Genomic DNA, 13,760 nt, shown 5'->3' on the forward strand with positions numbered 1-13,760 from the left:
TATTCAAAGCAGGCATCTCATCTAGATGCTTGCTTTATTAGCTGTTTTACATATAGTTATAATTAATTATCATGTTTTTGGAAGCCTTCTTTGCTACTTAAAGGAATAATAATTAGCGCCAGCTTGTTTTGTAGTCAGCTAATGGCACAGGAGTCAGTGACGCTGCAGTTAAAGTGGACTCACCAATTTCAATTCGCCGGCTATTATATGGCCGAGCAAAAAGGCTTTTATGATGAGGTCGGTTTAGACGTCAATATAGTTCCAGCCGATCCAAAACGGCCAAACAGTTTTGGTGCGGTAGAGCGAGGCGAGGCGCAATTTGGTGTAGCGCATTCAGGTATATTAGAGCGACGTATTGCCGGTGAACCCTTTGTAGCCATGGCTGCCATATTACAGTTTTCTCCTTACTGTTGGATGGTAAAAGAAAGCTCAGATATTTTTCATGCCCGTGATTTTATTAACAAGCGTGTAAGTGAAGTCAGCAAAGAGAGCAATTCTGAGTTACTAACTATGCTTAAGCGCAGTGGTATTGATACCGAAAAACTGGCTGTTTACAAAGGCGATGAATTACAACAAGCATGGATGGAAAATAAACTAGATGCCATAGAAGTGTATGTTACCGACCTACCTTATCATATGGATCAGCAAGGGGTTGCTCATCGACTTATATGTCCACAACGTTATGGCATGGATGTATACGCGGATATTTTATTTACCAGCGACAATATGATTAAGTACCATCCCGATACAGTAGAAAAGTTTTATCAAGCGAGTTTAAAAGGGTGGCGCTACGCGGTAATGAATATGGATGAAGCCATTGCTATTACCCAGCAGTTTTATGCGCCTGATCGCAGCTTCCATCAACTGGCATATGAGGCAGAGGTACTGAAAGACTATATTGCTCCACCGAGTACTAATGTGGGTAATATGTCGATGGCCAAATGGCGTTTAATTGCTGATTTATATGAGGTTGATCAAACAAAGTTTGATGAAGTAAAAGCTGATTTTATTTATAAATATAAAAAACAAGAAACGCTGCAGCTTTCTTGGATGCTGATTGCGGCTATTATAATAAGCATTATTTCTATCCCCCTCTATTTACGTTTAATACTTAAATCGGCTAAACAAAAGCGGGTATAAGGTTAAGCAACTCCCTTGCTCTGTGAGGTTAAAAAAATAACCACTTAATTAGGCGCTATTGTGCTGGTATAATTAAGCGTCTTTTTTATATCCTAAGCTGTTATGACCTTAACTGAGCAATTTTCTGCCCTCGACTCGTTGCTAATGAATACCCGCTCGTATTGGCAGTGTACTGCGTTTGATTTTGACGTCTTACCTTGGCCTGAATTACATGCACCCTTAAGCGCTTTGTCTGACCAGGCAGTTGCCGAGTTAGACTCTGATCAAGAGCAGCTTTATCAGTTTTTTTCATCTTATATTCCCGCTGTTGAGCAACTTAGCCGATTAGTGTCATTACCTGCCATTCCCAACAGTCGAAAGGAATACCCGTTTTGGATCAGTAATGGTATTAAAGGTCGAAAGTTTACTCAGTTACAAGACTTTGTTGGCGCATTACCCGCTAGTAGCCAGCCTGTATTGGAGTGGTGTGCAGGTAAAGGCCATTTAGGACGAATGTTAGCTTTTAATGGTGCGCAAAGTGTCCACAGCGTTGAGCTACAATCTCATTTGTGTGAACAAGGGCAAAAAAGTGCTCAGCAGCAGGGACTGGCAATGCAATTTAGCCAAGCCGATGTCCTCAAAGATAATACTCAGGATTTTTTCAACCCACACACTCATGCCGTCGCTTTACATGCCTGCGGCGCGTTACACCAAACTTTTATGCATCAAGCTAGTGCGGCAAAAGTACCACAAATTAGCTTTTCACCTTGTTGCTATCATTTATTTACTGATAATAATTACCAAGTGATGAGCGAGTACGCTCAGCAAAGCAGGCTTAATTTAACCCACAGAGATTTAAAGCTCGCCCTGCAAGAAACGGTTACAGCTCCTTCGCGAGTAGGTAAAGTGCGAAAAACAGAAGTGGAGTGGCGACTTGGATTTGATGCCTTAAGAAAGTCACTTACTGGTGAGTCAGTGTATGTCAGCGTTCCTTCAGTAAATAAAGCGATATTTTCAGATTCGTTTGCAGCGTTTTGTAACTGGGCAGCTGATAAAAAAGCTTTAAAGCTACCAAAAGATATTGATTACAATAAGTTTTTATTGATTGGGCAGGCGCGAAAAAAAGTAACAGAGCGAGTTGAACTGGTTCGACATGTGTTTAGAAGAGCAATAGAAGTTTGGCTTGTGCTCGATCGTGCTTTATATTTGCAGCAGCAAGGCTATGACGTCAGTGTTAATACATTTTGTGAGAAGCAATTAACACCCCGTAATATTTTAATTTTAGCCAGTTTAAAAACGCCCTCGACCTAAAAGAGATGTAATGAGAAATTTAAATAACTTACTAGAAAATAATAAACGCTGGGCATCAAGAACGAGCGAAGCGAACCCTGAATTTTTTAAAATTTTATCGATGCAACAAAACCCAGAATACTTATGGATTGGTTGCTCTGACTCACGGGTGCCAGCTAATCAAATTGTTGATTTACTGCCGGGTGAGCTGTTTGTGCACCGTAATGTTGCCAACGTAGTCGTTCACACCGATCATAATTGTTTATCGGTTATGCAGTACGCGGTCGAAGTATTAAAAGTAAAGCATATTATGGTAGTTGGCCACTACGGTTGCGGTGGCGTGCAAGCGGTACTAAATGAGGACCGCTTTGGCTTTATTGATAACTGGCTTCGCCACGTTGGTGATGTAAAAGAAAAACACCTAGAGCAACTTAATGCTCTGCCAGAAAAACAACGCCTGGATCGTTTAATAGAACTCAATGTGATTGAGCAAGTGCGTAACGTATCACGAACCAGCATTGTTCAAGATGCATGGTTAAGAGGCCAGGAACTCACGGTGCATGGTTGGGTATATGGCTTAGAAAATGGTCATTTGCATGACTTAGAATCGGTAGTTAGTTGTGCCGAAGAAGAGTGTGAAAGCTATAAAAAAGCAGTACACCATGTACTAAATAAATCTGCGGACAGTCACCTTTAATATGGCTAAAACGGCGCTAATAATCGGCAGTACCGGCTTAGTTGGCAGCCAGTTATTACAGCAGCTGTTAGCATCTCCTTGCTATTCAAAGGTAGTGAGTTTATCGCGCCGCCAATTAGACTTTTCCCACCCTAAATTAATTAGCCATGTTATTGATTTTGAAAGTTTGACGCATTATGTTGAATTGTTCAAAGGTGACGTGTTCTTTTCTTGCTTAGGGACCACATTAAAGCAAGCGGGTAGTGTGGCTGCACAACGTAAAGTTGATTTTGAATACCAATTTATTTGCGCGCAAATGGCGGCCAATAACGCTGTTCCGCATTATTGTTTGGTATCGTCAAGTGGCGCAAATGCACATAGTATGAGCCGTTACCTAAAAATAAAAGGGGAGCTTGAGCAGCAGGTAAAGCAGCTTGGCTTTGCACGCTTGAGTATTTTGCAACCGTCTTTATTAGTCGGCGAGCGTTCAGAGCTTAGAATTGCAGAAAAGCTCGGTGAGGTGGTACTTCCACTGCTGACGCGTTTTGGCATCCTCAAACGGTATAGACCCATTACCGGTGAGCAAGTAGCTAATAAATTGCTGAGGGTAAGCATAGAGCAGCAACAAGCAACGGGTTACTATGTGCTGGACGAGCTATTTGAATAACTGAGTGATTAGCGCCATAAAGCAGGTTCGTCTATGGCGTTATATTTATTATTCAGCGTCTGTTTTTGCTGATAATTGCTGTTCAAGTATCGCTACTTTTGCTTCTAATTCAGTTAGCTTTTCACGGGTGCGGATCAGCACTTGGCTTTGAATATCAAACTCTTCACGGCTTACAAAGTCCATTTCGGCAAGCTTATTTTGTAACACTTGCTTGGTTTTACCTTCAAGTGTGTCAGCCAGGTTTTTTACGCCTTGTGGCATGTTATTAGTGATCTGTTTCGCAATTTCTTCAAGTTTTGCTGGGTTAATCATAGTCGTCCCTTGCCTGTTGCCTAAAATGATAATAACTAATATTACCTTATTGGCTAGGCGTATTGTAGTGATTACGTTAAAATTGCCCGTCTTTTTGCAATCAGCTGGTCGTTATGAAACTCAATCCTAAACAAGATGAAGCGGTAAAGTACATTAGTGGTCCTTGCTTAGTATTAGCCGGCGCAGGCTCGGGTAAAACACGAGTTATCACCAACAAAATTGCGTACTTAGTACAGAAATGTGAGTATCAAGCGCGTAATATTGCGGCGGTTACCTTTACCAATAAAGCGGCTAAAGAAATGCGCGAGCGGGTTTTGCAAACCTTAGGCAAACAAGAGTCTAAAGGCTTATGGGTGTCTACCTTTCATACGCTTGGGCTTGAAATCATCAAAAAAGAGTTAAAAACACTGGGTTTTAAGCCTGGTTTTTCGCTGTTTGACGACCAAGATACGAATCAATTACTTGCTGATTTAACCGAAGACGAGCTTAAAAAAGATAAAGACCTATTGAACCTGCTAAAAATGCAAATTGGTAGCTGGAAGAATGAACTCATTTTACCAGAGCGAGCTATTGGTGAAGCACGCGATGCACAAAAGTCTTTATTTGCGCAGCTTTATGCGCGCTATCAAAATCAATTAAGAGCGTATAACGCGCTGGATTTTGATGATTTAATTATGATCCCCACACTGCTTTTAAGCAGTAATGCTACATCACGTGAGCGTTGGCAACAGCGTTTTCGCTATTTATTAGTAGATGAATATCAAGATACCAATACCAGCCAATATCAATTAGTGAAATTACTAGTAGGCGAACGAGCACGCTTTACTGTGGTGGGAGACGACGATCAGTCAATTTACTCTTGGCGTGGTGCTCGTCCACAAAACTTGGTGTTATTAAGTAAAGATTACCCTGGGCTTCGATTAATAAAACTAGAACAAAACTACCGTAGTGCTGGGCGCATTCTTAAAGCAGCCAATATCTTAATTGCAAATAACCCCCATGAGTTTGAAAAGAAGCTGTTTAGTGAGTTGGGCTATGGTGAGCAAATTAAAGTCATTGGTTGTCGCGATGAAGAACATGAATCAGAACGTGTGGTTGCAGAGATTATTTCTCATAAATTTATGAAACGTACCAGCTATAAAGATTACGCTATTTTGTACCGAGGTAACCACCAAGCGCGTGGTTTTGAAAAGTCGTTAATGAGTAACCGTATCCCGTATAAAATTAGTGGCGGGATGTCGTTTTTTTCACGTTCTGAAATTAAAGATATCATGGCTTACTTGCGTCTATTGGTGAATCAAGATGATGACAATGCTTTTTTAAGAATTGTGAATACGCCACGTCGTGAAATAGGTACGGTCACGCTTGAAAAGCTTGGCACCTTAGCTAATGAAAAACACCAAAGCTTGTTTGCGACCTGCTTTGATAACGACTTAGGGTATAGATTAAAAGGCCGTGGTTTAAATGCATTATCAGGGTTTGCTAGGTGGGTGGTTGAGCTTTCAGATAACGCAGTGCGCAGTGATACACTGGAGGCGGTTAAAGATTTAGTGCGTAATATTAATTACGAGGCTTACTTGTATGAATCATCGCCAAGTGCCAAAGCCGCCGAAATGCGGATGAAAAATGTCTCGGAGCTGTATCGTTGGATAACAGACATGTTAACAGGTGATGCCGATAATCCGCCAATGACACTGGCTGAAGTGGTTAGTAAGTTGACCCTGCGCGATATGCTTGAGCGTAACGAAGAAGAAGATGAAGCTGATGCGGTACAATTACTAACTTTGCATGCCTCAAAAGGGCTCGAGTATCCCTATGTATTTATGGTGGGTATGGAAGAAGGATTGTTACCACACCAAGTAAGCATTGACGAAGATAATGTTGATGAAGAACGCCGCCTTGCGTATGTAGGAATCACCCGCGCGCAACAAGAGCTCACCTTAACCTATGCTAAAATCCGTCGTCAGTTTGGTGAAACATCGCAAACAGAGCTCAGCCGGTTTGTGCAAGAGTTACCGCAAGATGACTTAGCCTTTGAAAACAAAAAAGCGCCTAACACCCAAGCTGAGCGTATGGAAAAAGGCCAAGCGCGGGTTGCCAACTTAAGAGCGATGCTGAAAAAGCCGCAATAATATATGTTTAGTGTTATTTTAATTCTGAATTTTTAAGTGTGGCTGACATAGCGCTAGTTAGTGGGTGCTGTTTAGCAACAAATAGGTTTAGACCGTGTTTATCTAAAAGGGCTCTAAAGTTTAATATTGACGGGCCTTTAGCTATTACTTTGATACGTTTAAGCTTAGTAATAGCAAGCACCCCCTGCAACTGCAAATCGTAGCATTCTTGCTGTAATATTCGCTTACTAAAGGTGGAGCTAAGCAGTAAATAATCACACTCTATCTCAGTCAGCAAATTAAGCTCGCATTTGTCTTTTGCGAAATTGTTCAAGCCAATCGAGTAACCGTTCTTTTTAAGTTGTTTTAAGTTTTCTAATTGCAGCGAACTGGCATAACGCAACTCTTGCTCATCAAATAATAAGCAAAGCTGGTCACTGTTTACCGACTGTTTTAGTGTCGCTTTTAGTAAAGAAAACTCATGCTCTTCTAACAGTAAGCTTGAGCAAGGCAATAGCGCAACGGCTATTTCTGCATGTTGTGCTTGTTTATAAGCTTGTTGAATGAGTTGTAGTTCAACTTTGGCATGTTGCTCTTTATCATTAGCAAACTTCTTTAAAATATCAAAGCTGGTAAAGCCAAGGACTGGGTGTTCACCAAAAGCCTCAAATAACGATGCACACTGATAATGCTCATCTAAGGTGATAATATCTGAACTACGAAACGTCATAGGTAATACATCAAGATGATGCAATGTTTGTGACTCGTGTTGCAACATAGGCTCAGTGAGCAGTGGGTGAAATAACTCGAAGCGGTTTTTTCCTGAATTCTTAGCATAATACATAGCTGCATCGGCGTCGCGAATGATTTCATCGGTATGTTTATAGCTTTGCTTTGAGTAGGTAATCCCAATACTGGCACCACTTTGTACACACACACCTTTAGTACAAAATGGCTTTTGCATAATTTTAATTATGCGATTGGCAACATCTTCTGCCTGGTTTGGCTCAGTCAGGTGGGTCAGTAATACTACAAACTCATCTCCGCCTAAACGCGCTAATAAGTCATGTTCACGAATACATTGTGAGAATAATTTGCTAACACTAATTAAAAACTCATCACCGGCATGATGCCCGAGTTGATCATTAATATCTTTAAACTTATCAAGATCAATAAACAGCACTGCAAAGTGTTCATCGCTGTGGCGTTGATAATACTGTAGGGTTTTTTCTAATTGAGTTAAAAATAAATTCCGATTTGGTAAGCCAGTTAGTGAGTCGTGATGAGCATCGTGATAAAGCTGTTGTTCTATTTTTTTACGCTCATCAATTTGCATTTGCAAATGTAAATTTGCTTGGCTTAATTCTTTAGTTTTTTCATCAACCCGTGAAGCAAGCTCTTGGTGGCTCTTTTTTAGCGCCTGTGAAGCTAATTTTGTTTGTAACACCGTGGCAATTTGATGCGATACAAAGGTGATCAGTTCTGCATCATCGTGTGTGAAAAGGTGTTCATTATTATAAGCCTGGCAAACAATTAAACCTATAACCCCTTGCGAGGTTTTTAGCGGGGCACCTAGCCAGCTGGTGGCTCTCTTCGATTCATCAATTGGTTTCTCACGCTCTACAATGCCGCTATTTAATAACTCTTGCGCTCTTTGCGGGTGAATTATTTGTGTTTCTTCGGTGCTGATCACCAGTTCGCTATAACCCTTTGCAAAACGCCTTGGTTGGGTGCTGCCTTGAAATTCATCAACACTGTAAGGAAAGCTGATCCAACCCGATTCTTTATCATAGAAGGCAATATAAAGGTTTTTCGCGTAAGTAATGGTTTTTATTATTTCGTGTATTTGAAAATAAGCATCATCTAAGTTTTTAGCTTGAGTTGTTAGCTCTGAAATTTTAAATAATATCTGCTGGCGTTGCAGGGCACTTTTTCGCTGTTGTATTTCAATGTTTAATGCGTCATTACTTTGCGTTAATGCCCGGGTTCTTAGTTTTACTTCTGATTCGAGTAACTCTCGTTTTTTAACCCGTTCAATTGCGGTGGCTAAATAGAGTGACATGGCTTCAAGCAGGTTGATTTGTTGCGAACTATAACCTTGTTGTGTGTCGTAACTTTGCGCGGCTAACACGCCAATTATGTTTTTTTCTTGGTAAACGGGGACGCCTACCCAATGTTCTGCAGGTGTACCTAATGCTCTAAATAAGCCTTGTTGGGCAGCATCATGCATTTGCTGTTTGGTAAAGTAAGTGGTTTTCCCTTGCTTGAAGACATAACCCGTTGCGCCTTCTTCAAAATTATTATCTCGATTAAGTGCCACCGCAATACCATCTTTTTCATCAGAGAAATAAGACAATTCCAACTGTTGCGATTGGGGGTCAACCAGTACCACATAAAAGCTTTTACTCGGAACATACTTTTGTAAAATGTCATGAATAGCAGGGTAGAGTAAGGTTAATTCGGCAACAGTACTTGCCTGCTCTGATAATTGTATCAGAGCATTGTGGAGGTGGTAGGCATGTTTGTACTTTTTTAATAGTGCTTTTAGTCGTTTATTTTGGCGCACTACGCTATTAGGTACAGTGAGTTTATCTTCCAATGATGTTTAACCAGTTATAATTGTTTTGTATAGTTATTAATCATTATAGTTCCACTTTTAACATTTTGCGTCAAGTAGATATTTTTCTTAATTGTGCAGCGAAAAGTCGGGAATTAGGAACAAAAAAGGCTTACTAAAGAGTAAGCCTTTTATTTAAAACTTTTTGCGCTAGCTAATTTTAGTTAGCAGTCATAAAGTCGATTGCTGCGCTTATTTCATCATCAGAACAATCCATACACGTACCACGCGGTGGCATTGCATTAAAACCATTGATCGCATGGTCTAATAAGGTGTCACTACCTTTAGCAAGGCGCGGTGCCCAATCGTCAGCTGATTTAGGAGCGCCTAAAGCACCAGTGCCATGACAAGCAAAACAGGCTGCTTGATATACTTGCTCGCCTGAACGAGGACCCGTAGGTGCAGCAACCGCTACTTTCTCACCTTCAAGGTAAACAGCACCAATAGGCGCTAAACGTTTTTTAATTGCATCTTCAGTCATAGAGTTATCATATGGCTGTGCGTATGCGGTGGTTGCTAGCACAAGTAATGCTGCAGCTGATAGTTTTTTCATTTTGCCTTGCCCACTTCAATTTGAACGTGATCAATCACGATTTTAAATGACGGAATTTAGAACAATTATAACTCCACTCAGTGATTTATAAAATGCTCAGAGTCGATTTTATTTATAAATACGACTAATGATTGTCCTAACTCAATAAATTACCAAGATAAAACGGGATCATTAGGCATATAAATGCGATCAGAACCCTTACGACTAACTCATAACCAATACGTTACGTACTAGTTTTTCGATTCCTACATCGGCATCCATAATTGATTGTGCCAACATATAAGCAGGCGTTGTAACTAGCTTATTGTTTTTATCAATAACAATATCATCCACTTTACACTCAATATGCTCAGCGCCTAATGAAGTTAAAACATCGGCTGTGTCGCTATCATTACCAATAGTGATTTGTGGTTTATTATAAATGAATGGTAATAAAGCGGGTGCAATACACATATAGCCGGTGGCTTTGTTTGCTTTTGCAAATGCTTTACAAGCGCTGAGTACCTCGTCATTTACTTTTGCGTTAGTGCCATTAATAGCAAAGTCAGATAAGTTTTTAGCTACACCAAAGCCGCCAGGGATAATTAAAGCGTCAAATTGTGTAACGTCTAATTCTGTTAGTGATTTAATGTTACCACGGGTAATACGAGCCGATTCTACTAATACATTACGCGGCTCTGCCATTTCCTCACCAGTAATGTGATTAAGGGTATGGTGCTGCGTAATATCGGGTGCAAAACACTGATACTGAGCATTATTTTTTTCAATGTGTAATAAAGTCAATACTACTTCATTAATTTCACTGCCATCAAATACGCCACAACCCGCTAAAATTACCGCTACATTTTTCATATTATTTTGCTCCATAGAAGTCACTTTAATAAAGTTTAACACGACGAATCAGTCGATTTAAAAATTTATTTGCTGGTTTTTTAGCCGCAAAGTAAGTTGTTATGCGCTATATGCCATTTGATAACTAGTAAGGGTAAAAAAAATTATAAAGGATCGCTATGATCTTTGATCCATTATGCTAGAATGCTCATCCAGTTATTTAAATGGACGTAAATAATCAAAGTGGGTTACAACACCAGTAACGGTTTAAATGCCTTTTCCACATTGATAAAAAAATAATAAAAAAGAACCTCGAATTATCTTTTTTTAAACAAAACAATAAATTACAAACTAATCTAAGCATTTTGCTATGTTTCGGATGGATAGTTTGTGGGTGTTATCTACATAGTTATCCACAAGTTGCTAAAAATGTAGCGCCCTTAATCACATTAATTCACAGTCGTTTTATTTACTGCCTTATGGCATGCTTATACTTATATTACTTTTTTGTATTTAGGATCCAATTTTACCATGGCTCAGATCCCCGAAAACCCGCTTATTCTTGTTGATGGCTCTTCATATTTGTTTCGTGCTTATCATTCTCCACCTCATTTAACTAATTCTAAAGGTGAAGCCACTGGCGCCATTTATGGCGTGGTAAACATGTTGAAAAGTTTGATCAAACAATACGATCCCTCACATATGGTGGTGGTGTTTGATGCCAAAGGTAAAACTTTTAGAAATGACATGTACAGCGAGTATAAAGCGAATCGTCCGCCAATGCCTGATGATCTGCGTACCCAAATAGCGCCGCTACATAGCATTATTAAAGCGATGGGCTTTCCATTAATTAGTATTGAAGGTGTAGAAGCCGATGACGTGATTGGTACATTTGCGCGCATTGCTTCTGAGCAACAACGCCATGTATTAGTATCAACTGGCGATAAAGATATGGCGCAGTTGGTTAATGAGCATGTTACTTTGATCAATACCATGACCGACAGTATTTCAGATCCCGACACTGTGGTTGAAAAGTTTGGTGTTGGACCTGAGCTTATTATCGATTATTTAGCCTTAATGGGCGATAAAGTAGATAATATTCCTGGTGTTGAAGGGTGCGGGCCTAAAACTGCGGTTAAATGGTTACAAAAGTACGGATCGCTTCAAGGCGTAATTGATAATGCTGCTGATATCAAAGGTAAAATAGGTGAAAAGCTTGCAAAAGCGATTGATCATTTACCATTAAGCTATGAACTTGCCACTATTAAGTGTGATGTGGAGGTTGAATCTGATCTTGATACTTTTAAATTGCAAACACCGAATAAAGACGAATTAATTGCCTTATACGGTGAGTGTGAATTCCGTCGCTGGTTAGCTGAATTACTAGACAATCCAAAAGATGCTGACACACATTTAGCGGTCCCAACCCAAGAGAATGAGTTGCCAAAAGTTGAAGATGCGCACTATGAAACGATTTTAACGCAAGCACAATTTGATGCATTGATAGAGCAGCTCAATGAAGCTGAGCTATTTGCTTTTGATACTGAAACAACCAGCCTAGAGTATATGAAAGCGCAATTGGTAGGGATGAGTTTCGCAGTAAAAGCTGGGGAAGCTGCCTACTTACCAATTGCACACGATTACCCAGGCGCACCTGAGCAGCTTAGCCTTGAATTTGTGATGCAAAAGTTAGGGCCTATATTAGCAGATGAAAATAAAGCTAAAGTTGGTCAAAATTTAAAATATGATAAAAGTGTGCTTGCCAATGCTGGCTATGAATTAAATGGTATTAAGTTTGATACTATGTTGGAGTCTTATGTTTTTAACAGCGTAGGTACTCGTCATGATATGGACTCATTAGCACTTAAATATTTAGGCCACAAAAATATTAGCTTTGAAGACATTGCTGGTAAAGGTAAAAAGCAGCTCACGTTCAATCAAATCGAACTTGAAAAAGCGGCGCCTTATGCCGCAGAAGATGCCGATATTACTTTGCGTTTACACCAAGTACTATGGCCGAAACTTGAAGCGGATGAAAAGATTAAATCGGTGTTTGAAAATATAGAAATGCCACTAGTAAGCGTTATTTCTGACATTGAGCGCACCGGTGTAGCGATTGACAGTAATATGTTAGCAGCACATAGCCAACGTTTAGGTGAACGATTACTTGAGCTTGAAAAAGAAGCGTTTGAAATCGCAGGCGAACCGTTTAACTTAAGCTCGCCAAAGCAATTACAAGTACTGTTATTTGAAAAACTAGAATTGCCCGTTATCAAAAAAACACCCAAAGGCGCGCCTTCTACAGCAGAAGAAGTACTGCAAGAATTAGCACACGATTACCCATTGCCTAAAGTGATTATTGAGCATCGCGGTTTATCTAAGCTTAAATCAACTTACACAGATAAATTGCCACTGATCGTGAATGAGCAAACCAAGCGTGTGCATACTTCTTATCATCAAGCGGTAACAGCAACGGGTCGATTAAGTTCAAGCGATCCTAACCTACAAAATATTCCTATTCGTTCAGAAGAAGGGCGCCGTATTCGTGAAGCCTTTATTGCTGCTGATGGATATAAAATTGTGGCGGCCGATTACAGCCAAATAGAGCTGCGTATTATGGCGCATCTTTCACAAGATAAAGGGTTGCTCAACGCCTTTGCAAATGGCTTAGATGTGCATAGCGCTACAGCTGCTGAGGTATTTGGAGTTGAGCTTGAAGAGGTTACATCTGATATGCGCCGTAAAGCTAAAGCCGTTAACTTTGGCTTAATTTATGGCATGTCGGCATTTGGTTTGGCACGTCAACTTGATGTACCACGCCATGAAGCGCAGCATTATATTGATAAATATTTTGAGCGTTTCCCAGGTGTTTTAGAATACATGGAAACGACCCGTGAAAAAGCAGCAGAAAATGGTTACGTAGAAACTATTTTTGGCCGCCGCTTACATTTACCAGAAATAAATGCCCGCAATGGAGCACGCCGCAAAGGCGCTGAGCGCGCAGCAATTAATGCCCCTATGCAAGGCACTGCTGCCGATATTATTAAAAAAGCCATGTTAACAGTACATGCATGGGTTAACCAGCAAGCGCCTAATACGGTTAAGCTACTTATGCAGGTACACGATGAATTGGTATTTGAGATTAAAACAGAGTGCACTGAGCAATACACTCAGCAAATTTGTGAGCTGATGTCACAAGCGGCACAGCTAGATGTACCACTTATAGTTGAAGCTGACGAAGGTGATAACTGGGAACAAGCGCACTAATTTAGTATGCCAAGGATGCCTTGTCTTAGGTAAACACAACAGTTAAAAAGAATTATTTAAAAGCGCCAATAGGCGCTTTCTTTTAGCTTGCAGGTTAAAAAAAAGTTAAATTAAACAGCAGTTTGTATTAAATCGTTAGAGGTTCGTCAATTCGCTTCGAATATCGATAATATGCTTGTATTTTTACGCTTGCTTTTGGTAAAGTGCCGCCCGTCCTCATCCTGTAGGACATCCTGTTGATGATGCATCGTAAGATGCAACGTATTGATAGCTTCTCCCCAGTTTGCTATATCGGCCTATCATATATTTGATGGGCC

General features: G+C 40.2%; 10 protein-coding genes. 6 read left to right on the forward strand and 4 right to left on the reverse strand.

Going from position 1 to position 13,760, the window contains the following annotated elements:
• Positions 1-141: 141 nt before the first annotated feature.
• The 4 genes from B1F84_RS01365 to B1F84_RS01380 all read left to right on the forward strand — a co-directional run bounded on the left by B1F84_RS01365 (position 142) and on the right by B1F84_RS01380 (position 3,752).
• Positions 142-1,140 (forward strand): ABC transporter substrate-binding protein, encoded by a 999-nt coding sequence (locus tag B1F84_RS01365; protein ID WP_131690349.1) that lies wholly within the window; start codon positions 142-144, stop codon positions 1,138-1,140.
• Between the two features lie 102 nt (positions 1,141-1,242).
• Entirely contained in the window at positions 1,243-2,430 is a 1,188-nt protein-coding gene (locus B1F84_RS01370) for a methyltransferase (RefSeq protein ID WP_076918842.1), read from the forward strand.
• Positions 2,431-2,440: 10 nt separating this feature from the next.
• Positions 2,441-3,106, forward strand: a complete 666-nt coding sequence (gene can, locus B1F84_RS01375; protein ID WP_008112739.1) for a carbonate dehydratase — start codon at positions 2,441-2,443, stop codon at positions 3,104-3,106.
• 1 nt (position 3,107) lies between these two features.
• Positions 3,108-3,752: a short chain dehydrogenase gene (locus tag B1F84_RS01380; protein ID WP_131690350.1), complete on the forward strand. Its 645-nt coding sequence runs from the start codon at positions 3,108-3,110 to the stop codon at positions 3,750-3,752.
• Positions 3,753-3,800: 48 nt separating this feature from the next.
• On the opposite strand, the gene B1F84_RS01385 is transcribed toward B1F84_RS01380, so the two are convergent.
• Positions 3,801-4,064, reverse strand: a complete 264-nt coding sequence (locus B1F84_RS01385) for an accessory factor UbiK family protein (RefSeq protein ID WP_008112735.1) — start codon at positions 4,062-4,064, stop codon at positions 3,801-3,803.
• A gap of 113 nt (positions 4,065-4,177) precedes the next feature.
• On the opposite strand from B1F84_RS01385, the gene rep reads away from it, so the two are divergent.
• Positions 4,178-6,196 (forward strand): DNA helicase Rep, encoded by a 2,019-nt coding sequence (gene rep, locus B1F84_RS01390; protein ID WP_076918845.1) that lies wholly within the window; start codon positions 4,178-4,180, stop codon positions 6,194-6,196.
• Between the two features lie 13 nt (positions 6,197-6,209).
• On the opposite strand, the gene B1F84_RS01395 is transcribed toward rep, so the two are convergent.
• The 3 genes from B1F84_RS01395 to elbB all read right to left on the reverse strand — a co-directional run bounded on the left by B1F84_RS01395 (position 6,210) and on the right by elbB (position 10,197).
• Positions 6,210-8,774 carry a diguanylate cyclase gene (locus B1F84_RS01395; RefSeq protein WP_131690351.1) on the reverse strand — a complete coding sequence of 855 codons (2,565 nt, stop codon included), beginning with the start codon at positions 8,772-8,774 and terminating at the stop codon, positions 6,210-6,212.
• 178 nt (positions 8,775-8,952) lie between these two features.
• Positions 8,953-9,345, reverse strand: coding sequence for a cytochrome c5 family protein (locus tag B1F84_RS01400; RefSeq protein WP_008467917.1), 393 nt, complete (start codon positions 9,343-9,345; stop codon positions 8,953-8,955).
• A 204-nt stretch (positions 9,346-9,549) separates the two neighbouring features.
• Complete coding sequence (gene elbB / locus B1F84_RS01405; RefSeq protein WP_205988849.1) at positions 9,550-10,197, reverse strand: isoprenoid biosynthesis glyoxalase ElbB; 648 nt, start codon at positions 10,195-10,197, stop codon at positions 9,550-9,552.
• A gap of 510 nt (positions 10,198-10,707) precedes the next feature.
• On the opposite strand from elbB, the gene polA reads away from it, so the two are divergent.
• Complete coding sequence (gene polA / locus B1F84_RS01410) at positions 10,708-13,443, forward strand: DNA polymerase I (protein WP_131690353.1); 2,736 nt, start codon at positions 10,708-10,710, stop codon at positions 13,441-13,443.
• Positions 13,444-13,760: the final 317 nt, after the last annotated feature.

It is taken from the genome of Pseudoalteromonas sp. DL-6, assembly GCF_004328665.1.
In the GTDB taxonomy this organism is placed as follows: domain Bacteria; phylum Pseudomonadota; class Gammaproteobacteria; order Enterobacterales; family Alteromonadaceae; genus Pseudoalteromonas.